Origin of the sequence: Sphaerospermopsis aphanizomenoides BCCUSP55 (assembly GCF_001586785.1) — a bacterium.
GTDB classification, from domain to species: domain Bacteria; phylum Cyanobacteriota; class Cyanobacteriia; order Cyanobacteriales; family Nostocaceae; genus Sphaerospermopsis_A; species Sphaerospermopsis_A aphanizomenoides_A.
Map to the genome: position 1 here is coordinate 17,786 of NZ_LUFH02000055.1, position 25,427 is coordinate 43,212.

The 25,427-nt window shown below is 39.6% G+C and carries 18 protein-coding genes and 1 tRNA gene; 12 read left to right on the forward strand and 7 right to left on the reverse strand.

The window, feature by feature from the left end; genetic code table 11:
- The first annotated feature begins 11 nt into the window (after positions 1 to 11).
- The 3 genes from A0J48_RS15120 (at position 12) to A0J48_RS15130 (ending at position 3,436) form a co-directional block, all read left to right on the forward strand.
- Positions 12 to 1,190, forward strand: a complete 1,179-nt coding sequence (locus A0J48_RS15120) for a pentapeptide repeat-containing protein (protein ID WP_200324365.1) — start codon at positions 12 to 14, stop codon at positions 1,188 to 1,190.
- Positions 1,191 to 1,239: 49 nt separating this feature from the next.
- The gene (locus tag A0J48_RS15125) at positions 1,240 to 3,243 is read left to right on the forward strand and encodes a glycoside hydrolase family 10 protein (protein WP_200324367.1); all 2,004 of its coding nucleotides are present in this window, start codon (positions 1,240 to 1,242) and stop codon (positions 3,241 to 3,243) included.
- A 119-nt stretch (positions 3,244 to 3,362) separates the two neighbouring features.
- Positions 3,363 to 3,436: transfer RNA gene (locus A0J48_RS15130), tRNA-Val, on the forward strand.
- Between the two features lie 199 nt (positions 3,437 to 3,635).
- On the opposite strand, the gene A0J48_RS15135 is transcribed toward A0J48_RS15130, so the two are convergent.
- On the reverse strand, positions 3,636 to 7,625 hold the full coding sequence (locus A0J48_RS15135; RefSeq protein ID WP_200324369.1) for a magnesium chelatase subunit H: 3,990 nt from the start codon (positions 7,623 to 7,625) through the stop codon (positions 3,636 to 3,638).
- A gap of 486 nt (positions 7,626 to 8,111) precedes the next feature.
- Here A0J48_RS15135 and A0J48_RS15140 point away from each other — a divergent pair, with 486 nt between their 5' ends.
- The 3 genes from A0J48_RS15140 to A0J48_RS15150 all read left to right on the forward strand — a co-directional run bounded on the left by A0J48_RS15140 (position 8,112) and on the right by A0J48_RS15150 (position 11,339).
- The gene (locus tag A0J48_RS15140) at positions 8,112 to 8,687 is read left to right on the forward strand and encodes a Uma2 family endonuclease (RefSeq protein WP_200324371.1); all 576 of its coding nucleotides are present in this window, start codon (positions 8,112 to 8,114) and stop codon (positions 8,685 to 8,687) included.
- 813 nt (positions 8,688 to 9,500) lie between these two features.
- Complete coding sequence (locus A0J48_RS15145; protein WP_200324373.1) at positions 9,501 to 10,004, forward strand: hypothetical protein; 504 nt, start codon at positions 9,501 to 9,503, stop codon at positions 10,002 to 10,004.
- A 93-nt stretch (positions 10,005 to 10,097) separates the two neighbouring features.
- The gene (locus A0J48_RS15150) at positions 10,098 to 11,339 is read left to right on the forward strand and encodes a glycosyltransferase family protein (protein ID WP_200324401.1); all 1,242 of its coding nucleotides are present in this window, start codon (positions 10,098 to 10,100) and stop codon (positions 11,337 to 11,339) included.
- On the opposite strand, the gene A0J48_RS15155 is transcribed toward A0J48_RS15150, so the two are convergent.
- A complete protein-coding gene (locus A0J48_RS15155) occupies positions 11,336 to 12,697 on the reverse strand; it encodes a UDP-N-acetylmuramoyl-tripeptide--D-alanyl-D-alanine ligase (protein WP_200324375.1) in 1,362 nt (453 codons plus the stop codon). The two genes, A0J48_RS15150 and A0J48_RS15155, sit on opposite strands and share 4 nt — an antisense overlap.
- 425 nt (positions 12,698 to 13,122) lie before the next feature.
- Entirely contained in the window at positions 13,123 to 13,260 is a 138-nt protein-coding gene (locus tag A0J48_RS15160; protein ID WP_200324377.1) for a hypothetical protein, read from the reverse strand.
- A gap of 282 nt (positions 13,261 to 13,542) precedes the next feature.
- Between A0J48_RS15160 and A0J48_RS15165 the strand changes: the two genes are divergently transcribed.
- Positions 13,543 to 14,076, forward strand: a complete 534-nt coding sequence (locus A0J48_RS15165; RefSeq protein ID WP_200324379.1) for a GNAT family N-acetyltransferase — start codon at positions 13,543 to 13,545, stop codon at positions 14,074 to 14,076.
- Between the two features lie 42 nt (positions 14,077 to 14,118).
- On the opposite strand, the gene A0J48_RS15170 is transcribed toward A0J48_RS15165, so the two are convergent.
- Entirely contained in the window at positions 14,119 to 15,042 is a 924-nt protein-coding gene (locus A0J48_RS15170; protein ID WP_200324381.1) for a histone deacetylase family protein, read from the reverse strand.
- A gap of 150 nt (positions 15,043 to 15,192) precedes the next feature.
- Here A0J48_RS15170 and A0J48_RS15175 point away from each other — a divergent pair, with 150 nt between their 5' ends.
- The 3 genes from A0J48_RS15175 to A0J48_RS15185 all read left to right on the forward strand — a co-directional run bounded on the left by A0J48_RS15175 (position 15,193) and on the right by A0J48_RS15185 (position 17,533).
- On the forward strand, positions 15,193 to 16,683 hold the full coding sequence (locus A0J48_RS15175; RefSeq protein ID WP_200324383.1) for an acyl-CoA synthetase: 1,491 nt from the start codon (positions 15,193 to 15,195) through the stop codon (positions 16,681 to 16,683).
- A gap of 139 nt (positions 16,684 to 16,822) precedes the next feature.
- Positions 16,823 to 17,080 carry a hypothetical protein gene (locus tag A0J48_RS15180; protein ID WP_200324385.1) on the forward strand — a complete coding sequence of 86 codons (258 nt, stop codon included), beginning with the start codon at positions 16,823 to 16,825 and terminating at the stop codon, positions 17,078 to 17,080.
- A 9-nt stretch (positions 17,081 to 17,089) separates the two neighbouring features.
- On the forward strand, positions 17,090 to 17,533 hold the full coding sequence (locus A0J48_RS15185) for an HNH endonuclease (protein WP_200324387.1): 444 nt from the start codon (positions 17,090 to 17,092) through the stop codon (positions 17,531 to 17,533).
- Positions 17,534 to 17,545: 12 nt separating this feature from the next.
- On the opposite strand, the gene A0J48_RS15190 is transcribed toward A0J48_RS15185, so the two are convergent.
- The 3 genes from A0J48_RS15190 to A0J48_RS15200 all read right to left on the reverse strand — a co-directional run bounded on the left by A0J48_RS15190 (position 17,546) and on the right by A0J48_RS15200 (position 21,261).
- Positions 17,546 to 17,806 carry a hypothetical protein gene (locus tag A0J48_RS15190; protein ID WP_200324389.1) on the reverse strand — a complete coding sequence of 87 codons (261 nt, stop codon included), beginning with the start codon at positions 17,804 to 17,806 and terminating at the stop codon, positions 17,546 to 17,548.
- A 299-nt stretch (positions 17,807 to 18,105) separates the two neighbouring features.
- Complete coding sequence (locus tag A0J48_RS15195; protein WP_200324391.1) at positions 18,106 to 18,918, reverse strand: hypothetical protein; 813 nt, start codon at positions 18,916 to 18,918, stop codon at positions 18,106 to 18,108.
- 87 nt (positions 18,919 to 19,005) lie between these two features.
- A complete protein-coding gene (locus A0J48_RS15200; protein ID WP_200324393.1) occupies positions 19,006 to 21,261 on the reverse strand; it encodes a DUF1796 family putative cysteine peptidase in 2,256 nt (751 codons plus the stop codon).
- 376 nt (positions 21,262 to 21,637) lie between these two features.
- On the opposite strand from A0J48_RS15200, the gene A0J48_RS15205 reads away from it, so the two are divergent.
- Positions 21,638 to 21,802: a hypothetical protein gene (locus A0J48_RS15205; RefSeq protein WP_200324395.1), complete on the forward strand. Its 165-nt coding sequence runs from the start codon at positions 21,638 to 21,640 to the stop codon at positions 21,800 to 21,802.
- 831 nt (positions 21,803 to 22,633) lie between these two features.
- Positions 22,634 to 25,246, forward strand: coding sequence for a DNA topoisomerase (ATP-hydrolyzing) subunit A (gyrA, locus tag A0J48_RS15210; RefSeq protein ID WP_200324397.1), 2,613 nt, complete (start codon positions 22,634 to 22,636; stop codon positions 25,244 to 25,246).
- The last annotated feature ends 181 nt before the right edge of the window (positions 25,247 to 25,427 follow it).

Here is a 25,427-nt window from a genome sequence, read left to right on the forward strand (position 1 = left end):
AGGTTTTTGTCATGGTTAAGGTTAATAGTGCAGAAGAGTTATTGAATTTCTATGCAGCAGGGGAAAGGAATTTTGAAAATTCTGATTTAACTGCTGCTATTCTTCCAGGTGTGAATTTGCGAGATATTAATTTGAGTGGTGCAATTTTAGCAAGGGCAGATTTGAGTGGTGCAAACTTAAGTAATGCCGTTTTATTAAGGGCTAATTTGAGTGCAGCAATGTTAAATAAAGCTGATTTTAGTCACGCCAATTTAACTAGGGCTGATTTCAGTCGCGCAGTGATGACGAAAACAATTTTTGTGAAGGCGACAATGCTGCGAACTAATTTGAGTGGTACTATTCTGTTGCAAGCAAATTTAGAAAATGCCCGTTTGCGAGAAGCTAATTTAAAAGATGCAAATTTACGGGGATCAAATCTGGAAGGCGCAAATTTAGTTCAGGCACAATATAATCATAAAACTTTATTTCCAGAAGGTTTTGATCCCATTAATGCCACGAAAACCCTAATGCCAGATTATCCCATTCCTACTAATGTTAACGATGCTGAGGGTTGGAATTATTTTTGGAAATATTTGATTACTAAGGGATATGAATATGATTTTTTGTGTCATATATTTGATGATAGCGATTGGCTAATACCTTTTTTGCAAAAACTGGAATATAAAACTGTTCTCTGTGCTGGTAATGGGATTTCTTTAGAAGCTTATGTTTTGGCTTACCTGGGATTTGATGTAACGGTGCTTGATGTTTCTGCCTATGCAAATCAATATTTAGCTAATTATCCACTCAGTTCTCAGGAATTAAATTGGTTTGCTTATTTTGCAGAAAATAACTTAGATGTCATCTCCACAGCAGAGATTAGGAATAAGATAAAGACAGTGAAGTTTATGACAGGTAGTATATTTGATAGTGACATTTGTCCTGGTTTATTTGATGTAATTATCACTCGTAGCACCGTTCAACTTTTTAACCTGATGTCAGAAGATAAGCTGATTGAAGCAATGCAATCTTTGTTAAATCGTCTGAGTCCGACAGGATTACTTATTAATCACGGACATAATGCTGATAGAATTAATGAGTTTTTGCAAAATTGGCTTTTGAGTCAGGGGATATGTGCTTCTACAAAAATAGATGATAAGTTAGAAAATAGGAATCGGCAGTTTGTTTATTTGCGGGGAACTTCTGGTTAGTCAAAATCAACATTAAGCGTAAAAATATCAGTTGCTATCAAAATATTCTATGGTATCTACTTCTTCACAATTTCCAGATATTCAAAATCACTGGGCGCGTCTATTCATTCAGGCTTTAGTCCAACGGCGCATTGTCAATGGATATCGAGATGGAACTTTTCGCCCTGATTATCCCGTTACCCGTGCTGAATTTGCGGCTATTATCGCTTCTATATTTACACCGCCTAAACAACGGGAATATGTCTCTTTTAAAGATGTTCCGGAAACATATTGGGCTAAAAGTGCTATTCAAAAGGTTTACGAAACAGGTTTTTTAGTTGGCTATCCTGACCAGACTTTCCGCCCTAATGATAGTATTTCTAGGGGTGATATTTTAGTCTCTATGGTCAATGGACTAAATATTGCTTCTCAGGTAGCGCCTGACTTGGTGAGTAAATTACCACAAATTTATCAAGATTCTACTGCTATTCCTAACTATGCTATCAATCAAATAGCGATCGCCACTCGTGTCGGTTGGGTGGCTAACTATCCGAATATTAAATTACTCAACCCCAGAATGTCGGCGACTCGTGCAGATGTGGCTGTAATGGTATATCAAGCTTTGGTATATCAGGGAAAAGCAGAAAAAATTGCTTCTGATTATATTGTTGTACCCCCATCATCTAATACTGTGAGAGTCAGTCATAACCGCGAGTTTCGTGGTGTTTGGGTTGCAGCTGTATGGAATAGTGATTGGCCTTCCAAACCTGGACTTTCTGTGGAACAGCAGAAAACGGAACTGCTGGAAATAATTAAACAATTACAATCTCTCAATTTTAACGCCCTAGTATTACAGGTGCGACCGGAAGGTGATGCTTTATATGCTTCTGCTTTAGAACCTTGGAGTGCTTGGATTACGGGAACTCAAGGAAAACCACCAGAACCATTTTATGATCCTTTGGAATTTGCGATCGCTGAATGTCATAAACGCAATATCGAACTTCATGCTTGGTTCAATCCCTACCGTGCCAAAACTACCACCAAAAGCGGTTTTAATGTCTCTCCCCACATCGCTATCACTAATCCTGAAGTTGTTTATCAATGGGGTAATCAACTATGGATGGATCCAGGTGCAAAAATAGTTCAAGACCGAGCTTACAATGTCATTATTGATGTTGTTAACCGCTACAATTTAGATGGCGTTCACCTAGACGATTATTTTTATCCCTATCCCATATCTGGTCAATCTTTTCCTGACCAAAAAACCTACGCAGCTTACACAGCTAATGGTGGAAAACTAAGTTTAGAAGATTGGCGACGAGAAAACGTCAATCAAATGGTACTAAGGTTATCTCAAGGAATTAAAAAAACTAAACCTCACGTGAAATTTGGTATTAGTCCCTTCGGCATTTATCGCCCTGGACAACCATCTGGTATTGTTGGTTTAGATCCCTATAATGTACTGTATGCAGATTCCAAAAAATGGTTACAAGAAGGTTGGATTGATTATTTAGCCCCGCAACTTTATTGGCGTACTGACCAAACACAACAAAGTTATGAAGTCTTGCTGAAATGGTGGACAGAAGCTAATACTAAACAACGCCATATTTACGCTGGTAATAATATTGGACAACTAGACAATAAGGCTTGGAAAAATTCAGAAATTGAAAAACAAATTCAACTTTCTCGCAATTTAGCAGGTAAATTTTCTTTGGGAAATATCTTTTTTAGTATGAGTTCCCTATCTGAAAATCGCCAAGGTATTGCTGACCAATTTAAAAGTACCTATTATTCCAGACCTGCTATAGTTCCCACAATGTCATGGCAAAATGCTACACCCCCCTCTCCTCCCAAGGAACTAAAATTTGAAAACGGTAGACTAAATTGGCAACCTGGTGATAATCAACCCGTGCGTTCTTGGACGCTGTACCGTCAAAATGGAGATAGTTGGATAATTCAGCGCATTTTATCTGCTGGTACGACTTTTGCCACTGTTCAAGCTGGTACTTATGCCGTGTGTGCAGTTGATAGGTTGGGGAATGAGAGTGCAGGTGTGAGGATAACTGTTAGTTAGTTCATACACTAAGAGGGTTTGGCGGTGCTAAACCCCTACTGAATAACTAGTTTGGCTGGTTTTGGATTTTGCTCTTGCTTTTTAAAATATGTATGTTATGATGAATAAGGCTTGTTTAAGGACGTATAGCTCAGTTGGTTAGAGTACATCGTTGACATCGATGGGGTCACTGGTTCGAATCCAGTTACGTCCATATTGAATTATTTCAATTCAATTCTTGTTTGTGTGACTTTACCTGTCGATTGCCAAATTATTTGACCGCGTTGACAAATTGTTGTCCGTATTGGCAAATTACTGTCCCCGTTGACAAGTAGTTAATTTACCAGAAAATCCCTGTAATCAAGATATTATTCATTTCAAAATAGGCAGGTTTTATACCTGCCCATATAACCCTATTCTATACCCTCAATCCGATTTTCCACCTCCTGATACAACTCTCTCAACTTATCTAAATTCTCCTCACTCGTCTCCCAATAACCGCGACCATTCACTTCCAACAAAGTAGAAACAATCTTGCGGAAAGAATGAGGATTCAAATTCATCAAACGCTTCTGCATTTCCTCATCTTTAATAAACGTCTCATTCGTCTCCTCATAAACCCAGTTATCCACAGCACCAGCAGTTGCACTCCAACCAGTGGTATTAACCAACCGCTTGGAAAGTTCCCGCACACCTTCGTAACCGTGAGATAACATCCCCTCATACCATTTGGGGTTTAACAACTTCGTCCGCGCATCCAAACGCACAGTTTCCGATAAACTTCTCACCTGTGCATTCGCGGTAGTTGTATCTGCAATGTAAGATGCAGGTTTCTTACCATCTTTACGCAGACTTGCAACTAACTTAGTGGGGTCAGAGTCGAAATAATGGGAAACATCAGTTAAACTGATTTCCGAAGAATCCAGATTTTGGAAAGTTGCATCAGCAGTTTTCAAAGTAGTTTCAAAAATCTGCCGTGACTCATCCATTACACCAGGGTTATCAGAATTGAAAGAGAAAGATTTGCGTTTCAAATACATTTCTTGCAACTCTGCTTCACTATCCCAAGTGCTATTCTCCACTGCCAGGTTAATATTAGAAGAATAAGAACCAGAAGCATTAGAGAAAACACGAGTTGCAGCTTGACGCAGATTTATGCCCATTTCCTCTGCTTGTTGCAGTGCGTGTTTCCGCACAAAGTTCATTTCCAAGGGTTCATCAGCTTCAGCGGCCATTTTCACACCTTGGTCAAGCAGGTTCATTTGGTTGATGAACAGGTCACGGAATACACCAGAACAGTTAATTACCACGTCAATTCTGGGTCGTCCCAACTCTTCTAAAGGTATCAATTCCAACTTGTTCACCCGTCCCAAAGAATCGGGAACAGGACGCACTCCCACCATCCACATAATTTGGGCGAGGGATTCCCCGTAGGTTTTGATGTTATCTGTACCCCAGAGGACACAGGCAATGGTTTCTGGCCAGTTTCCACCATTTTCAACCTTGTTGCGTTCTAACAGCCTGTCAACAACTATTTTCGCAGACTGCACAGCGGCGGTTGTAGGGATAGATTGGGGGTCTAAAGCGTGTATATTTTTACCTGTGGGCAATACATCAGGGTTACGGATGGGGTCGCCACCGGGTCCGGGTAAAATATATTCACCTTCCAAACCTTGCAATAAACCACCGAGTTCGTTATCTGCACAAACTTGTTTTAAGCAGAATTCCAAATATTCAAACAGGGGTTTTAATGCAGAGGTGTCAACTTTGGTGTAACCTGACTTGTGCAAAGATTCTACCCAAGGTTCTTTTTTACCCATGTTGAAGAAATTCAACTTGGAAACCAAGGAAACTCTACCTTCAGCGTCGGTTTGTTCCTGCACCAAAGAACCTACAGCAGCGCGGGTAGCTAAGGTGATATCTTGTAGTAGTTGTACGTCGGCTAAAATGCCTTTGTCGCTATTTTTGTAAATTTCCTCAATGTCCCGTCCCAAGCTATTGGCAATAATGCGGGGTAAACTGAGAATTTCTTCTTCGGTGCGGTCTAAGCTGGCAATATTTACCAAAGTTGCAACGGCTTCTTCCGCTGTGGGTGGTTTACCAATAACGTGCAAACCGCAAGGTAATAAGCGGGATTCAATTTCCATTAACTTGCGATAAACGATACCGACGATATTGTCCCGTTCTTCAGAGGACATATCTTTTGCGTCGGTTTCGGGAAGGTTGATATCTTTATCTAAGTTAACGATGCGGCATTTGTCGATGATGGCGTTAACAATGGAAACTCCCCGACCGCTATCTTTTAAGGTTTGATAAGATGCAATTAATTCACTCAGTTCTTTCAACCCTTTGTACAAACCAGCATTTTCCGCAGGTGGTGTCAGGTAAGAAATTGTTTCGGCGTAACTGCGGCGTTTAGCAATTGTTGCTTCACTGGGGTTATTGGCTGCGTAATAATACAGGTTGGGAATTGTGCCAATTAAGCTATCAGGGTAACATTCGCCTGACATTCCCATTTGCTTACCGGGCATGAATTCCAATGAGCCGTGTGTACCGAAGTGTAACACAGCATCCGCACCCCAAACTTTTTCTAAATAGGTATAGTATGCAGCGAAACCGTGATGGGGACTAGCGGAACGAGAGAATAATAAGCGCATGGGGTCGCCTTCATAACCGAAGGTGGGTTGCACACCGATGAAGACGTTACCGAAATGCTTACCGTATACGAGCAGGTTTTGTCCATCGCTGTTTAAGTTTCCTGGTGGTGGACCCCAGTTTTCTTCTAAGCGTTGGGAGTAAGGTGTCAGTGCTTCATATTCTGGCACGGACATTTTGTAAGCAATATTGAGTTCAGGACTTGCGTATTGTGCTTGTGCGTCGTGGATGACTTGTTCCATCAGTTCTTTAGCACTTTCTGGAATGTCTTGCACATCGTAACCGTTGTCTCTGAGTCCTTTCATGACTTCGTAGATAGAACCGAATACGTCTAAATATGCGGCTGTACCAACGTTACCTTTATCGGGGGGGAAACTAAAAACAGTGATGGCTACTTTTTTGTTAAGTTTGGGTTTGCGACGCAGGTTTGCCCATTTTAAAGCTCGTTGGGCTACTGATTCTACCCGGTCTTGTAATGCGATCGCTTTTCCTGTTGCCCCGTCTCTACCAGATAATATGATTGGTTCGATCGCCCCGTCAAGTTCAGGAATGGCAATTTGTAAGGCTACTTGAATGGGATGTAAACCCAGTTCGCTATCTAACCATTCTTCGGTGGTTTGGAACACCAAAGGTAAGGCCACCATGTAGGGACGGTTGAGGCGTTTTAGCGCGTCTATCGCTTTGGGATGGTCTTGTCTAGCAGGTCCACCGACTAACGCAAAGCCAGTTAAGGATACTACTGCATCTACTAATGGTTTATTGGTTGTAGGTTCGTAGAAGTAAGCATCTACCGGTTTGGAGAAATCTAAACCACCAGCAAATACAGGTAATACTTTTGCCCCTAATGATTCAAATTCTTGGACAATAGCTACATAGTGGGCATCATCACCAGTTACTAAGTGGGTTCTTTGTAAAACCAGACCAATACATGGTGCTAGTGGGTCTTTCAGGTCTGGGTAAATATCTTTTCTAGCTGCATACCAGTTGAGGTATTCACGGACATCCTCGTACATAGTGGTAGCTAAAGGATGCCATATCCCCATGTCGGGATAAACTACTGGTGCAGCATAGTTAATGGTTTCTTCTGTTCTTTGTGCGTTGTTGCCTTTTAATACATATTTGTCAGCCAGCATCAACAGGAAATTTTCCAAGTTTTCCGCTGAACCACCCAGCCAATACTGGAAACTGAGCATGAAGTTACGCGCGTCCTGTGCTTTATCTATGGGTAAGAATTTTAGCACTTGGGGTAGTGTTCTCAGTAGTTTCAGCATTCCATCTTGGAAACTAGCTCCGGATTTTTCCTTGCGCTTCTTCATGAATTGAGCGATCGCACTCTTAGATTGTCCTAATTGTGCTAAGGAAAAGGTACCCATCTTGTTAAGGCGCATTACCTCGGGCATAGATGGGAAAACAACGGAAACATCTAGGTTATCCCGATGGGGTTCAACAGCCGCAACGACTTTCTGAGCTAAGTCTTCGATGAAAATTAGTGAGGCAATGAATATATTAGCATTGGCTATATCACGCTTGAACTCTTCATAATTTTCTGAACTGCGTAATTCTTCTATTAAGTACCCACTGATTTCGATCGCTATATTAGGATGATTAGCATTGACTTCTCGTACTGCTTGTGATAAAGCACTTTGGTACTGAGATTCAAGCACAACATAAACAACCTTAATCAGATTACGTCCCCGTAACTCATCAGGTGCAATATGTCTAATAGTGGACTTGACCTGGGTAAACATTCAGATAAGCTCCTTTGAGGCGTGTTCTCTACTGGAAGTTTTTTTCTTCCATTTTCTTCGGCAATTAAGAGTTTTGTACCAGAAAACTCTGTTTCAGTGGGGGTTTTATCCCTGAACTGAAACAAAATGATATAAAAAACGTAATCATTATTGACAAATCTTAACAATTTAGCAAGGTTTTCTCACTTATTTGTAAATTCTGTTTACATAAGTAATCTGTTATTTAACTATATGGTTAGTTAATAGGTTTGGGGAAGGGTAGGGGTTTGTATGAAAATGAACCACGAAGACACGAAGGAAGAGGAATGAACCGCAGAGGCGCAGAGTACGCAGAGGTAAGAGGTTTTGAGAGGGTTTTTGTGTATGTCTTTATTTTCTCTGTTAAATACTCCACATATATAAAGATATAAAAAATCGGATTAATCCTATAAAATAGGATATGAGATAGTTAAATTTTCTACCTAAATATTCAATGAGGATATGACCATGAATGCTTTAACTGTCAATTTAGAATCAGTAATAGAAATGACTGATGAGCAGTTTTTCAAACTATGTCAACAAAACCGCGAATTGAGATTTGAAAGAACAGCAAATGGAGAATTAATAATTATGCCACCAACGGGGGGAGAAACAGGCAATCGTAATGCGGGTATAACTGCTCAACTTTGGATTTGGAATGAGCAAAATAAACAGGGTATAGTTTTTGATTCTTCTACTTGTTTTAAATTACCAAATGGTGCAGATCGTTCTCCTGATGCTGCTTGGATCAAGTTAGAAAGATGGGATGCTTTAACTGATGAGGAAAAACAAAAGTTTCCTCCTATTTGTCCTGATTTTGTAATTGAGTTAATTTCTCCTAGTGATAGTTTGAAGACTACACAGGAAAAGATGAAGGAATATATAGATAATGGTGTGCGATTAGGTTTATTAATTAATCGTAAATCTCGTCAAGTGGAGATTTATAGACCAGATAAGGAGGTTGAGGTTTTAGATTCTCCTGCTACGGTTTTGGGGGAAGATGTTTTAAAGGGTTTTGTTTTGAATTTGGGGATGATTTGGTAATACAGTATTATTGAATCCATATTCAAAACTTTACATAGAAACTTTACAGATTAATCAATAATCAAGAATTTGTTGGTGGGAAGTTGGTTTTTTTTTGTTAATCCTGATTCAAACAATTACAACATTCACTACCAACAAACAACCGATAAATTACATCCTGTACATCCTCAAATCCTGGATATCCTGATTCAGACAATTACAACATTCAGCACCAACAAACAACCGATAAATTACATCCTATACATCCTCAAATCCTGGATATCCTGATTCAGACAAAAATCCGCGTTTATCTGCGTTTATCTGCGTTCACCCCTTAATCAATGATCAAAAATAGGCGATACTAAAAAGTAGGATATCGCTCTTTTTATTTGCGAAATGAGTTAGATGCTTTTCATGATATAATTACTAATATTTTTTGGTTCTTCAGTACCTAATATGCTAAATTGTTCTGATAAAATCCGAAAAGGCTTACCAGATAAGGGAAATAATGTTGGTTATTGAAGAAAATGTCTGAATATTCCTTCTTAATCTCTGTTAAGAGTTCCCTGTTAAGAGTTCCCTCGAACCAGTTGTTAAATTAGCATAACAAGTACGGTAGAGCCTATTTTTTTCACTGACCTTATCTCAATTTAGAACTCATGCCTGAAGACTACGAACTTGCTGCCGAGTTTTTCAATATCTGCCGCAGTAAAGGCATTCAGGTTTCAAATACTGATTTTTTAATTTGTGCTAGTAATTGCATAAACGTAAATTCTCGTTAATACAAAGTGACAACTAAATTTGTATTTCTAGAAGTTGATACTCGGAGATTATATGATTAACTCTCTTTGGTACTTAAACAAGTTTCTTTATCTAGCAAATGCAGGAATTCCACTATTTACTCAGAGTATTTTTTATCAAATTTACCTGTTAATTCCAATTATTGTAATCGAAGCTTACACACACAAAAAAATACTTAAACTTAGCATTACCAAAGCAATATATATTTCTTCTGTGACTAACATTTTTTCAACGGTAGTTGGAGGAGTTTTAATTTTGTTTTTTGGGGTATTTGCTGGACAAATATTGTTTCAAACATCTATCCCTGTACAGCCTGGTGCTTTTCCATTTTTGCCTTTGGAGATCATTGTCACACTTATTCCGATGTTTTTCATTTCTGTCTTTATGGAATCACTACTAGTGATTTTCCGTCTTAAAGAAATTGAAAAAAGCAAAGCAAAGCAATCATTCTGGGTAGCTAATGCTTTCACTTATTTCATGCTAGTTATATTAGCTGTAACCCAACTTATTCAAGGATATGTTCAAGGACGCGGCTAAGATGTTGAGAAGACGACAGCGTATGCTTTTAAATTTAATCTAACTTGACAATGATATTGTATCATAAAGATAATAGGCGATCGCTCTCACATGATAACACCAGTAGATATTCTCATTCTCTCCAATGGACCAGGGGAAGTAACAACCTGGGTACGTCCTGTTGTCAAAGCATTAAGAAAACAGTTAGGAAATGATCGTTCCCAAGTGAGAATTTCCGTCATTCTATCACCTTGTCCCCATGCTAGTGGGAAAGAAGCAGCCATAGCTAAATCTTATCCAGAAGTTGATCGAGTCCAAGCATCTGAGCATTTTTGGCAATTTTTAATCTGGGGTAAAACCGCCCAAAATTGGGATTGGAGAAATCAAGGTGTAGTAGTATTTCTGGGTGGAGATCAAATTTTTCCAGTTATTATTGGCAAGAAATTAGGATATAAAACCGTAGTGTATGCAGAATGGGAAGCAAGGTGGCATAATTTTATAGATAAATTTGCCATTATGAAACCTGAAGTTGCTAAAAATGTCCCTCCTAAATATACTCATAAATTTACCGTTGTCGGTGACTTAATGTTAGAAGCCGCAGCAGTTAACATCAAATCTCCAAGTGATCATCCCCAAACTAAAGATATAATTGGACTGTTACCCGGTTCAAAATCAGCAAAATTAACCCAAGGTGTACCATTAGAATTAGCAATTGCTGAATATATCCATAGTCAAAAACCAGAAACCAAGTTTTTAATCCCCGTTGCACCAACTTTAGATCTATCTACTTTAGCTAATTTTGCCAATCCTGAACATAACCAATTTACCAAGGCTTTTAATTTTCAAGGTGCATCTTTAATAGATAATATTTTAATCACTTCCACAGGTTTAGAAGTGGAATTAAAACAAGAAAACCCTGCATATCATTTATTATCCCAATGTGCCATTTGCTTAACTACTGTGGGTGCAAATACAGCCGAATTAGGTGCTTTAGGTGTACCAATGATTATCTTATTACCAACCCAACAACTTGATGCTATGCGTTCTTGGGATGGTTTACCCGGTTTATTAGCAAATTTACCGGGAATAGGTTCTAGTTTTGCCAAGTTAATTAATTGGTGGTTTCTTAGACGCAAAGGTTTATTAGCTTGGCCAAATATTTGGGCGCAAGCAGAAATTGTACCGGAATTAGTCGGGAAATTGCAACCAGAAGTTGTCGGAGATATGGTAATAGACTTTTTAGAAAATCCAGAAAAATTAGCAGCTATGCGTGAGAAATTACGCAGTGCTAGAGGAGAAGGTGGTGCAGCACAAAAATTAGCTGCTTTGGTAAAAGAAGAAATAGAAAAATTTTAGCTTTCAGTAGTAAATTCTATCCTTAACTGACTCACAACTCTATCCAAACCTACAGAATGGGCAGCTTTAAAAAGTAAAATATCGCCCTCTTGCATAAATGTTTTTAATCTGGATACCAACTCAGCATGAGTAGCAAAACATTCACAAGGAATACCTTTAGCACTATTAGCGATAATTTCTGCATCTGTGCTATTAACTAAAACCAGCAACCCATCTAAATTTAACTTCTGTACCATTTCCCCAACTTGTTGATGCAGTTGTTGTGATCTTTCTCCTAACTCTTTCATTGCTCCTAAAACAGCAATTTTCCGCTTTCCAGGAGTATCTGCCAATAACTGCAAAGCGGCTAACATCGCTTCTGGGGCTGCATTATAAGTTTCATCTAAAATTATAATATCACCAGGTAAAGTAACCCGTTGCGATCGCCCACCGGGCATATTCACAATTACCCCGTCTTGTAAAGATTGCCAACCAATTTCTAACACCTTTGCTACTGCTAAAGCTGCTAAAAAATTAGTCGCATTATGACGGCCAGGTAAGGGTAAAGGTAAACTTATTCCTGCTACTTCTACAGTTTCATTATCAATTAATTTTCCTTGAATATCACCACCAGAAAAACCATAACTAATCACTTTCCCCTGCCAAAATTTCTTTGCTGTCTCCATTAAGAGAGGACTATCATAATTAAGAATCGCCACACTATCTGTGGGCATTTCTGCTAACAATTCACATTTAGCTTCAGCGATCGCTTGTTCACAACCAAGTAACTCAATATGTGCTGTTCCCACATTAGTAATTACACCGATAGTCGGTCTGGCGATGTGCGTAAGTTCCGCAATTTGTCCCCTCCCCCGCATCGCCATTTCAATGACAGCAAAATCATGTTCTGCACCTAGTTCTAGTAGCGTTTTGGGAACACCAATTTCGTTATTGAAATTTCCGTAAGTTTTGTGAACCCTTCCCTGGGTGGCTAAAACAGCAGCTATCAGTTCCTTAGTTGTGGTTTTACCCACCGAACCAGTCACACCAATAACAGGAATGGAAAAGGAATCTCGCCACCATCTGCCAATTTGCTGATATGCCTTCAATGTGTCGGCAACTTGCAATACAGGTAATCCAGGGTTTTCATACGCATGATCCACAATAGCGGCAATTGCACCTTTAGCGATCGCCATCCCTACAAACTCGTGTCCATCAAACTTCTCACCGCGCAAAGCCACAAACACTTCACCCGGTTGTAAAATCCTAGTATCTGTTTGGATACCGTTACTCACCTGAGATAAGGCAGATGCAGATAAATTTACAGGACAAGCTGACAGAACTTCCACCAATTGGGATAAAGTGGCTGCAACAGACATAGTGATCATCAATAAAAGTTAATTATCAAATCCTACAATACAGTAGCTCCCTAACTTCTCTAATCACTGGAGGATCTGGGTATTTTTTCTTCTTTACAAATCTACATATTTACAAAACTTAATCTGAAATTATTTATCCGAGAAAATACATAAAAAAGACATCGGTCTGCTTCATCAAAAATTTAAAATTCTGTTTTCGTACTTTTGTACTGTGGCATTTGATCATGACGACTAACGACTGATGACTGATAGCTATCAATTCCCGTCCCAGTAGCGGTACAGTTACCTGCGGGGCGGAAAAAGTCGATCACTTCCAGGTAAACCTGCAACGCTGTGAGACCTGTAGAGTTTGCTGTTACCCAGATGAAGGGTGAACAAGCCCATTAAATCTGATCCTTTTGGAACAACACCCAAAGAGTGTAAATTTAGTGTTCTCCCGTTTTTTCAATTGTCTCAATCACCGCCAAACCTATAGTAGAACCGACAATTAAGAGAACTGCTGAAATCAAATAGGCATTGGTCAGCATTCGGAGGGCTTCGTCAAAAAAAATGTAGGTGGTCATTTATTCACCTTCTGAACTTTAAGAGGCTACTAGTGCTATTTATTTCTCAACACCCTGTTCAGTCAATTTTGCTGATTAATTCCTAGCAATAGTATCTTAACAAAACTTTAGCTAATTCAAAACCCCATGACACAATTTTCTCCCTCAAGATTTGATGAATTTAACCTAGATTTGGTGCAAGACAATACAGAAAAATACTATAAGTAAAAATAACGCCCTTGGATAGTAACGTAAATAGTATATTTGCTTGTATTAAATAAGACATAAAATTTTAGGGGTAATATGGAATATTTACATTTAGCAATATCTACAGAACGCCTGTTATTACAGCCAATATCACTCCAATATAAAGAAGAAATTTTTCAGGAATTCACTGCTGAAATTACCACTTATTTATATGCTGCCCCACCTAGAAGAATAGGAGATACTGAATTTTTTATTAATCAATCTTTACTAGAAATGCAAAGAGGAGAAAATTTAATAGTTGTGATTCTCAAGCAAGATTCTCAAGAATTTTTAGGCTGTAGTGGCATATATAAAATTAATAGCCAATATCCCCAAACTGGCATTTGGTTAAAAAAATCAGCATTCGGTCAAGGTTATGCAACAGAAGCAATTCAAGCCCTGAAAAAATGGGCTGATTCTCATTTAGAATACGAATATCTTAGATATCCTGTAGATCAGGAAAACACCGCCAGTAGAAGAATTGCAGAAAAGCTAGGAGGGCAAATATTTACTAAATATAAGCATACTAATTTGAGTGGCAACATCTTAAATATAGTTGAGTATAGAATCCGTAAATCCACCAAATATTAAATTAAACACAAGCAGGGGTTTAGCATTGCTAACCCCATATTCCTAAATTCCTGGAATTAAACAGCCTTTAATCGTAGCAACCACTGATTTTGATAGTGTTGGTAAATCATAACCACCTTCTAAACCAAAGAGAATTTTTCGAGTGATACCTAAACAATATTCTGTGAATAAACCAAAATCTTCAGGTTGCAAATTGACACTTGCTAAAGGATCATCTGCTAAGGCATCATAGCCAGCACTAACAATCAGTAAATCTGGCTGAAAGTTAGTTAAAAACGGTAATATTTTGTATTCCCACAAAGGTTGATAGACGCTGATATCACTACCAGGGGGTAGAGGTAAATTGAGAACATTGTTATGCAAACCTTTTTCAGAAGCTTTCCCAGTACCGGGGTAAGCTGGATATTGATGTAGAGAACAATATGCAATTTCGGAGTAACTCTCGACAATGGCTTGAGTACCATTACCATGATGTACATCCCAATCTAAGATAGCAACGCGGTTAATTCCTGGTTGTTGTAAAGCGTATAAGGCAGCAATAGCAGCATTAGAAAATAAGCAAAACCCCATCCCCGTATTACTTACCGCATGGTGTCCCGGTGGACGTGCCAGTACAAAAGCGGGATTTTCCCTGGTTAAAACCTGATTTACCCCATCTAACCAAGCACTCACCGCTAACAAAGCCACATCATAACTGCGGGGAGAAATAGGAGTGTCTCCATCCAAATAACCGCCACCACTAGAAGCAATATCTTTAAGTTTCTGAATATACGCCTGATTATGGGCAGTTTCAATCCAAGACATTAATTGAGTTTCTACAGGTGTAGGATTTACCCATTCTATTTGTGCAGAAAATTCAGCATTCTTTAAAGCGTTGACAATCGCAGTTAAACGATCTGGTTTTTCTGGATGATAGCGCCCCGTTTTGTGATCTAAAAATTCGTCAGAATAAATTACTGGTAGCATGAGATCGAAAAGTCAGGATACTGGATGCCATTCTAGCCTGACTGAATAATTACTAAAACGAATCACTTATGTTGTCGTAATTAGAAGTAATTATAGAATCGGGATATCATCTCATCAGCAGGTTAGAGTGTCAAAAATGGTAAATATAACGTGAATATCCCTTTGATTACTCGTGCTGAAAAACATAACGAGAAAATAGCAATTGTGACAGATGAAGGAGCATTTACCTATCAGGATTTGCTTCGTATCTCTAGTCTAATTGCCGCAGGTCTGCTTAAGGATACAGAAGATTTACAAGAGCAGAGAGTTGCTTTTCTTATTCCACCTGGGTTTGAGTATGTAGCCACTCAGTGGGGAATTTGGCGTGCTGGGGGAATAGCGGTACCTCTTTGTATTTCCCACCCGCGACCAGAATTAGAGTATGTGATTACCAATTCAGGCGCATCAATTATTGTTGCCCATCCCCAATTTGAGGATATATTACGCCCAATTACCCAAGCACAAAATTTGCGCTTTATTCTCACCTCAGAAACGCTCCCAGATCATGTTGGTAGTCTCCCAGATGTAGATATTAAAAGACGGGCATTAATTCTCTATACGAGTGGGACAACAGGTAAACCCAAGGGTGTGGTGACAACCCATGATCATATTCAAGCGCAAGTAACTAGTTTAATTACTGCTTGGGAATGGACATCGGATGACCGCATTTTACATATACTGCCTTTACATCATATTCATGGGATTATTAACGTCCTAACTTGTGCTTTATGGGCTGGTGCGGAATGCCACATATTGAGCAAATTTGATGCTGAAACTGTGTGGCATCGAATTTGTGAGGTTAACTTAACCCTATTGATGGCAGTACCAACAATTTATGTAAAATTAATTGCTGCTTGGGAAAATGCTACTCAGGAACGCCAAAAAACCATGTCACAAGGCTGTGCGAAAATGCGTTTGATGGTTTCTGGTTCAGCAGCTTTACCAGTGCAAGTATTAGAAAAGTGGCAAAGTATTAGCGGTCATTTTCTCCTAGAACGCTATGGAATGACAGAAATTGGTATGGCGCTATCCAACCCTTTACACGGTCAAAGGTACGCAGGATATGTGGGTCAACCTTTACCACAAGTAGAAGTTAGATTAGTAGATGAAAGTGGAGAATTAGTTTCACCAGGAACACCAGGAGAAATTCAAGTTAAAAGTCCTGGAGTGTTTTTAGAATATTGGCAAAACCCCCAAGCAACAGAAAAAGCATTTAGCAATGGCTGGTTCTGTACTGGAGATACGGCCATAGTCGAGAATGACAACTATCGTATTTTAGGACGAATGAGCGTTGATATCATCAAAACGGGAGGGTATAAAGTTTCCGCTTTAGAAATTGAGGAAGTGTTAAGAACCCATCCAGATATTCAGGAATGTGCAGTAGTTGGGGTTGCTGATTTAGAATGGGGTGAGCGAGTTTGTGCAGCTTTAGTATTGCGATCGCAACGCCAATTGACATTAGAAGCTTTTAGGAGTTGGGCAAAGGAACAATTGGCAGTTTATAAGATTCCCACTCGAATTATCATAGTTGATGAATTACCGCGCAATGCTATGGGGAAAGTAACTAAACCGCAGGTGGTTGAACTATTTCACGCAGGATAATAAGCCGATAATTAACCCATCCTATAATATCAGCAATTTGCTTGTAGCAGTGCTGCGCTATCCCCGCAAAAAGTGTTACAATAAGTCATGAGTTTAAAGATGTCAAAAATATCTTTAATAAGAGAGATGGTAAATCATCATGAAAACATCAATCAGTATTAATCTAGCTTATGAAGAAATAATCAACTTTCTTGCGGCTGGGATAACATCTCAAAGTTTAATTGAATTTCAAGCATCAGAAACGGTAAAAGAAAGAGTGGCTGATCTAATTTTTCGTGAGAAGAATGAGGGTATTTCTTCAGACGAAAAATCAGAATTAGATCATTATCTGATTTTGGAACATTTATTAAGATTAGCAAAAGCTCGCGCTTATGATTTTATTAAAGAGGAGGCTTAAAATTTAATTATGGAGCGTCCTTATTTGAATCAAGAAGTTCGCCGTTTAGTTGCCAAAAGAGCCGATTATTTATGTGAATATTGTCTTATTTCTGAAAATGATACCATTCTCGGATGTGCCATTGATCATATTATTAGTATTAAACATGGTGGCTCATCAAATATAGATAATCTCGCTTATTGTTGTGTGTATTGTAATCGTTTTAAAGGGAGTGATATTGGTTCAATCATTTTCGATAAAAAAGAATTTTTCCGTTTTTATCATCCTCGTTGGGATAATTGGGGAGAACATTTTCAACTGAATGATTCTACAATTGAACCGCTGACAGATATAGGACAAGTAACTGCTAGGATTTTAGGATTTAATGATCAACTTCGTTTATTAGAACGTCAATTACTTATTGATAAGAAAAAATATCCTTCTTCTGTGGCAATTAGAAGAATGAAGACTTGAGAAAATGTCTTCCTACGACTCACAAAATCCACCTCGACGTGCAGCCAGTTCCTGTTCAATTTCGTCCTCGTTCAGCAGTCGCAAACCAGTCCTTATGGCTCGTTGTCGAATTTCCCATAATTTCTGTGCCAAGGGAGTTTGTGGTACAAAATCAGAGGCGGGGGTGGTTGTTTCTGGTTCTGATTTTAGGAGTTCCACAAATTCCAAAACTTTTTGTTGCTTTTCGGGTGCGAGTTCTCGCCAGTTTTCCAGTAGTTCTTCTTCTTTACTCATAAATACCTCACTGTTAAATGATATTTCTATTTTAATTGCAGAAAACTTTGTTTGTGGGGTTTCCTTTTGTCAATCCAATCTACAAGAAGAGCGATCTGCTTGCATCACTGCTACGCGATCGCATTGCGGTTATCCCATCACTTAATCCTATTGCAATAATTATACCCCATCTGCGATACAATTAGAGGCTAAGTATACAACCAGATGAAAAAAATAGAGTGGGATAATTATTGGTGTCCACTTAAGATCAAAATTCTTTATCTGTTGGACTTCACACCCATTTCAACAAGGCAGTGAAACTATGAAGCAGTTCGGTGGACACGATGATTAGTTAGTGAACGAAATCTAATATTTGGTTTGGACTGGTTTTCGTGTGGAGTTTGATTACTCAGAAACCTATCTAATGTATCGAGAGATTGAATCATTTCATCCACCTCATTAGATGATTTTAGATGAAAATCCGCAAAGAAACGAATAGGCCGATAGAACCAAAAATAGTTCACGTCATCAATTATTTCATAACAAAATTCCCTGTAATTTCTAAGTTTACCGTTCTCCTTTAAAAGATACTCACCTATAGAATCCTGCAACTCGTTCCAAATTCCATAAGACCCACCTAATGCGCTTCTAACATTGATCAAATGTTTTCGTAGTTCTACATCATCCCCAGAACTTAATTTAACATAAGGTAATTCCTGAAGAATCTTACTTGCCTGATAGAAATATAAAGCTGTTGTTCTTAGCGTAGATAATGAAAAACATCCTATGCCATTTGCCCATTCTGCATAATCACCTTTATTTTGCCATATATATTTGTATGGGAGATCGTTGGCAGCATTACCAGTTTTATTTGAAATAAGCTGTTGAAGACCAGTTTGCAAAATTGGATCTTTTTGATTTTGACGCTCTCTAATCTCTATAAGACGATCACGTAAGTCTTGTGTCGCAACTCGCAGAGGATCTAAATATTGAAGCTTAAGCTTATCTCGTTCCTCGTTCTCTTTTTCTTTTTGCTTTATGGCATAACCTGAACGCTGGGTAAACCAACCACTCAGTACACCTCCTATAATACCTAATAGTGCTGGCGCTAAAATTTTTAATATCTCAACCATATATACCTCTCTGAAATGGAAAAATCTCTGATACTGCTATTTAACACTTGGGGGAGGTGAAATCGCACCCCCTACCTAGTTTCTTTCTCACCCCTTCGGCGGATTTGGTGGACACCAAAACAGATTTTTACTGGACACTCCCAGAGATTCTAAAATCCCTTTCATTACATCTGTGCAGTACATCCAATGTCCCAAATCGTCATACATCCGATCAGGATTAAACTCAAAATTGTAATGCAATACATTAGGCAGATTTGAGAACTCATCAGAGGATTGGGGAGAAAGAATCAACAGTTGAAAAGGCTTACCTTGACATTTTTTTTCCAACTTATTCAACAGATCAATTACTCCACCTCGGTCAGCAATTCCTGTACGAATAAATAACACTTGATCACAATGATCGAGTACATACCAAAACCTTTCCGAACGTGCCGTATAACGAACTCGCATCCGTTCATGGACGGGAGACATATCGTTAACAGGGTCTTCCGTGTCCTCAACTTCATGGGCAAAGGATAGACCGCCCCATTTGCTATGATAAATTCTGCGTTCGTCGGAATTGTAATGCAGCAAATGAGGATTCCACATATCATAAAAACGGTTTTCGATGATGTCCGCAATATCTGCAATCTTGGTGGTGCGGGTCAAATCAAAGGGAAAGGCTGGACCATCGTATTCCATTTTGTACAACATCATGCGGACAGCACAGCGATCGCCTAAAGGCAGAATAGCCACACGGCTAATATCCGATAATTTGCACTTGTATTGCAAAAATACTGCTGATTTAGGTGGTGCTTTCACCCGGCTTTCTAACCCTTCTTTGCCAATCATCATGGTACGAAAAGGTGCATCGGCATGAAGTGGATCTTCATATACACCCGATGGCATGGCTTTTAATGCCTTACGTACCTCCGGCCACATCGGCTGGATGTTGTACTCGTTATCTGATTCGTTGATGATCCAGAGGTGATGTTCGTCTTTTTGCAAAATCCCCAGATGCCCATCATAAAACAAAACTTGTGAGTTATTCGGTGCAAAGAGATTGAAGGCGGCACTGTATTCTACTTCAGCACCAGGGGGGATATCCACAGTTGTAGCGATCACGCCATCCTCTTGTACAGCAAAAAATGGGAGTATTCCTTTCTGAGCATTTTTAGCAATGTAGATACCTGGAATTAATCCTGCCTTGTTTTGCAGTACAGTTTGTAGTTCTTGCCAATAGGGAGCGATGGTATAACTATATTTTGATGGATTTTTAATCCGCAAACTCTTCTCTTCGATACAAGCACAGACATAGAAACCTGCATCATCAAGGTAAATGGGGACTTCGTTCGGTTGCCAAAAGCGTTGTTTTTCTTTTGCTAATTCGTCTTTTTCGATGTGGAAGAGGCGCAGGTCTATGGCCTCATACATCAGGTTATGACCGATGGTGTTAGGGTGAGATGGGTCAAAAGATATTCCCTCTTGCCAGCGTCCCTGACCATTATCTAATGGTGCTAACCAATCTAAAATTGGCACACCCCAATTCAACATTCGGTTATGTGTATCCTTCAACAGCCAATGATGTTCAGGGGAAAAATCGCCATTGGGATAGACTCCCCCTAAAATTGGACGTGCGCCCAGTGTCCGGGTCATTTTTACCAACTGCTGCAAGCCACTTTCAAACCGCCTTTGTACTGCCCTGCGTTCATGAGGAGGACAGTAAGCTAACCCTTCGTTACCCAAAGATAAGGCAATAATCACTATATCTGGTTTTTCCGGGGTGACAACTGAGGCAAATCGGGCGATCGTTCTGCTAACATTTGCTCCCGACTCTGATAAATTTATGACTTGATGCCCATATTTTTGCTGCAAATCCTGTGCCAACTGCCAAGCCCAACCTCTCAATAACCAAGCCTTCTGTCCTAATGCAACAGAACTGCCAATAACCACAATTTTCAGACCGCCGGACTCTTTTTCAACGGGTTTAATGTCAGAAATATCCTGAAAGTATCCAAAGGGATAGGGCTGTAAATAACCATAAGCACCATCATCCACAGTAATAGTACGGGACTGTTCTTCAGGTTTAATTGGTAGCCAACGGTTTGCACCTATAGCTTCCCATTGTCCACGGCCTTTGGCATCAATGCGTACATATTTGTATTCTACTCTTTGGTAATCATCAGACTCCAAAGATGGCTGAATGTCAATTTCTTTATCTGTCCACCATAAAGGATAGCAGTCGGCACTTGTACGGAGGTGAATACATTTGTTAATGTCCCACAATCCCAATTCGGGAGTAGAACCGACGATACCAATGGATTCACCAGTTTGTGTGTATGCACTAACCTGGAATTGATACATTATGTTTTTCGCTGATTTAGGATACAATGCCTGATGGACAGGCTAAATCCTCACAGATACCTTGAAAGATTATCACATAGAACACCTAGTGAGTATGAAAAATAATTGGAAAATTACCCAAGTTATAAACAGGCATAACCCGTTTTAGTTTTGTTTCACGCACAGACGCAATTTCCGTCAGGAGATCCCGCTTTCTTAGACGCAAAGCAAGAACGCAAAGTTAGATTTTTATATTCCAGAGATTGTAGAATAAGATCATTTTGAATCTGGTTGAATATTTATAGCGGTATGCACTTGCATAAAATCCAAAATTTACCTAAAAACCTATACACTAAAAGACTTTCAATTCTGTTACCTGTTCACTGTTATCTGCTATATGATCAGAACATATCAGGTTCAAGTAGATCAAAGATTTTTACTAGATTTTATAGAAAAAGTATGGTTAGTAAAATCAGGTTATTTAGCCCTTTTTCGCACTAAGTTTGCGGCAGGAGAATCTATAGTAAATCGCCGCTATTTGTTTAATGTTAGTATGGGATAAGCTTTCTTTATTAATTGATAATTGATAATTGATAATTGATAATTGATAATTGATAATTGACAATTGACAATTGTTTCATTCCAGGTTTAAAACCTCTCCTTTCAAGGATAGGACTTACGCACAAGTCACGGAATAATGAATTAAGTTCACCGTTCGCGTAGCGTGCGCTCAGGTGTTACCGAAGGGTAGAGAAGCGGGTTTGAGAGATATTTTGCGTAAGTCCTGAAGGAAAAAAAATCAAACAGTTCCTATGTTCCTATTCCCCAATCCTCTCACTTCTAGAGAGAGGTAATTGTCAATTTTCAATTGTTAATTGTCCATTGTTGAAATCTGGACTATGGAGTGAGGCAGAAACTAATTCTCAACATGGTATTTTAGCATTAAATCTGGAAAGTACAGAAATTGAGTTATTATAACTGAGCAATATAATTGCAGAAATAGAGGATGATAAAGACGACATTTCACTATTTCCTAATAAATCGGATAATCTAATATTTGAAGCTCTCTAAATAAAGTACACAATTTGTTTACTTTCTCTATATAAAAAACTGGTTTTTATACAGAAGACTGTTATATTTATGAATTAATTGGTGACTTGTACATTGACACCAATAATAAACATATAATGTTGATTATAACAGTTAATACCAAATTTTATGTTTGAGTTTAGAAGATATTATTCTTGGGGTTAGCCACTCTGTCCACAGACTATGTCAACTTTATGTTAAAATTATATCAAAATATGACAATTATTCAAGATTAATTTGACATAATTTTGCATTTTGTCAAGCATAAAGGCTAAAATCTACATTTTTTGGAGTTTTGTTGTTTATGACAACCTCACAGGAGAGGATTATCCCGACGGATCTGCGAAACGAAATGTCGCGGTCTTATCTGGAATACGCCATGAGCGTAATTGTAGGTCGGGCGCTGCCAGATGCCAGGGATGGTCTCAAACCTGTGCATCGTCGCATCCTTTACGCTATGCATGAGTTGGGGCTGCTGCCTGATCGCCCTTTTCGGAAAAGCGCCCGTGTGGTGGGGGAAGTGTTAGGTAAATATCACCCCCACGGTGATACAGCGGTTTATGATGCCTTAGTGCGGATGGCGCAGGATTTTTCCATGCGATCGCCCTTGATCAACGGTCATGGTAACTTCGGTTCTATCGACAACGATCCCCCAGCCGCAATGCGGTACACAGAATGTCGTTTGCAAGCTTTAACTAGTGCCTCCCTACTGCAAGACATCGAGGCGGAAACTGTAGACTTTATTGATAACTTCGACGGTTCACAACAAGAACCCACAGTTTTACCTTCCCGCATCCCCCAATTATTACTGAATGGTTCCTCTGGTATTGCCGTGGGAATGGCTACCAATATTCCTCCGCATAATTTGGGAGAATTGATTGATGGGTTAGTGGCATTAATTCACAACTCAGAAATCACGAATATGCAGTTAATGCAGTATGTTCATGGGCCAGACTTTCCTACCGGAGCGCAAATTCTGGGAACATCAGCAATTAAAGAAGCTTATACCACCGGACGCGGTTCAATTACCATGCGGGGTGTGGCGACAATTGAAACCATTGAACAACGCAATCGTCCAGAACGGGAAGCAATTATTATTACAGAATTGCCCTACCAAACCAACAAAGCCGCATTAATTGAAAAAATCGCCGAGTTGGTAAATGATAAGAAAATTGAGGGCATCGCAGATATTCGAGATGAAAGCGATCGTGACGGAATGCGAATCGTCATCGAATTAAAACGCGATGCCTATCCCCGTGTGGTTTTAAATAACCTTTATAAACAAACACCACTCCAGTCCAACTTTGGCGCGAATATGTTGGCCTTGGTCAACGGGGAACCCCAAATACTCACCCTGAAAAACTTCCTCAACGTCTTTTTGGATTTCCGCATTGAAACCATTAACAGACGTACCCGTTACCAACTCAAAAAAGCCGAAGAACGAGATCATCTATTACAAGGGTTATTAATTGCCTTATCACATTTAGATGCAATAATTAACCTCATTCGTAGCGCCCCAGACGCACCCTCAGCCAAAGGTGAGTTAATCACTAATTATGGACTTTCTGAAGTCCAAGCTGATGCCATTTTGCAAATGCAACTGCGCCGGTTAACAGCCTTAGAAGCAGATAAAATTCGCCTGGAACATGAAGAATTACAGGTGCAAATAGCAGACTTGCGGGATATTTTGGACAGAAGGGAAAGGGTACTAGAAATTATCGAAACCGAAGTTACCCAAATCAAAACCCAATTTGCCACGCCCCGACGGACAATTATTACCCACGCAGAAGGGGATATAGATGATATTGACTTAATAGCTAACGAAAAAGTCCTGATTCTGCTGACACAACAAGGTTACATCAAACGGATGCCCGTTAACACCTTTGAAGCCCAAAGCCGTGCTACCAGAGGTAAAGCCGGTGCTAAGGTAAAAGATGATGATACCATTGAGCATTTCTTAACTTGCTGCGACCATGACAGCGTATTATTCTTTAGCGATCGCGGCGTAGTCTACAGCCTCAAAGCCTATCAAATACCCGTGGGTTCACGCACTAGTCGCGGTACACCCATTGTGCAGATGTTACCCATTCCCAAAGAAGAAAAAATCACCTCTATCGTCCCCGTAGACGAATTTAGCAGCGAAGAATATCTAGTCATGCTCACCAAAGGCGGTAACATCAAAAAAACCGCATTGGAAGCATTTAGCAACATTCGCGCTAACGGTTTAATCGCCATATCCTTAGAAGAAGGCGACCAACTGCGCTGGGTCAGACGCGCCAAAGTAGAAGATAGTATTATCATTGGTTCACGTCACGGGATGGCCATTCACTTCCGTTGTACTCATGATCAACTGCGTCCCCTCGGTAGGGCAACTCGTGGGGTAAAATCCATGAAACTCAAGCCCGGAGATGAACTGGTCGGAATGGATATTCTTCCTGCTGCCATTCTCGACACTTTAAATACAGAAACAGAAGCGGAAATAGAAGAAGAAAGCATCGACATTGAAGAAACTACCGAAATCACAGAAGAAACCACAGAAACCTTAGAAACCACAGAAACACCAAACAACAACAGCACTGGTCCTTGGGTGTTAGTAATTACAATGGGTGGCTATGGAAAGCGCGTACCAGTGGGACAATTCCGCTTACAAAACCGCGCCGGACAAGGTTTAACCGCCACCAAATTCAAAAACCGCAAAACCAAAGACCAACTGGCAACCCTGCGAATTGTCAACTGTGACGAAGAAATTATGATGGCGACAAATCGCGGTATTATCATTCGTCAAGCCGTCAATGCTATTTCCGTACAATCACGGACAGCTACCGGAGTGAGAGTACAGCGTTTAGACGAAGATGATGCCATCACCGGAGTAGCAGTCGTTCCCCCAGATGCTGGAGATGCTGAAGACTCTGAGTAAACAGTTGAGGGAGAGGTTTTATTCCTTACTCCCTTATTTAGTAGCTTTAATTAGTGGAACATTGATGGGGGTGACAGTCGCCCCTATCGGCGCTTGGTTTTTCACCTGGGTTGCTCTTGCTCCCCTTTGGGTATTAGTTGTTAAACATACAAGTAAAACCTTACCTCCCCATCTCCCCATC

Coding starts and splice junctions, on each gene's coding strand:
- gyrA (WP_200324397.1), top strand. CDS start 22,634: ATGACAACCTCACAGGAGAGGATTATCCCGACGGATCTGCGAAACGAA.
- A0J48_RS15190 (WP_200324389.1), bottom strand. CDS start 17,806: ATGAGTAAAGAAGAAGAACTACTGGAAAACTGGCGAGAACTCGCACCC.
- A0J48_RS15195 (WP_200324391.1), bottom strand. CDS start 18,918: ATGGTTGAGATATTAAAAATTTTAGCGCCAGCACTATTAGGTATTATA.
- A0J48_RS15165 (WP_200324379.1), top strand. CDS start 13,543: ATGGAATATTTACATTTAGCAATATCTACAGAACGCCTGTTATTACAG.
- A0J48_RS15185 (WP_200324387.1), top strand. CDS start 17,090: ATGGAGCGTCCTTATTTGAATCAAGAAGTTCGCCGTTTAGTTGCCAAA.
- A0J48_RS15170 (WP_200324381.1), bottom strand. CDS start 15,042: ATGCTACCAGTAATTTATTCTGACGAATTTTTAGATCACAAAACGGGG.
- A0J48_RS15180 (WP_200324385.1), top strand. CDS start 16,823: ATGAAAACATCAATCAGTATTAATCTAGCTTATGAAGAAATAATCAAC.
- A0J48_RS15200 (WP_200324393.1), bottom strand. CDS start 21,261: ATGTATCAATTCCAGGTTAGTGCATACACACAAACTGGTGAATCCATT.
- A0J48_RS15135 (WP_200324369.1), bottom strand. CDS start 7,625: ATGTTTACCCAGGTCAAGTCCACTATTAGACATATTGCACCTGATGAG.
- A0J48_RS15140 (WP_200324371.1), top strand. CDS start 8,112: ATGAATGCTTTAACTGTCAATTTAGAATCAGTAATAGAAATGACTGAT.
- A0J48_RS15160 (WP_200324377.1), bottom strand. CDS start 13,260: ATGACCACCTACATTTTTTTTGACGAAGCCCTCCGAATGCTGACCAAT.
- A0J48_RS15120 (WP_200324365.1), top strand. CDS start 12: ATGGTTAAGGTTAATAGTGCAGAAGAGTTATTGAATTTCTATGCAGCA.
- A0J48_RS15155 (WP_200324375.1), bottom strand. CDS start 12,697: ATGTCTGTTGCAGCCACTTTATCCCAATTGGTGGAAGTTCTGTCAGCT.
- A0J48_RS15205 (WP_200324395.1), top strand. CDS start 21,638: ATGATCAGAACATATCAGGTTCAAGTAGATCAAAGATTTTTACTAGAT.
- A0J48_RS15125 (WP_200324367.1), top strand. CDS start 1,240: ATGGTATCTACTTCTTCACAATTTCCAGATATTCAAAATCACTGGGCG.
- A0J48_RS15145 (WP_200324373.1), top strand. CDS start 9,501: ATGATTAACTCTCTTTGGTACTTAAACAAGTTTCTTTATCTAGCAAAT.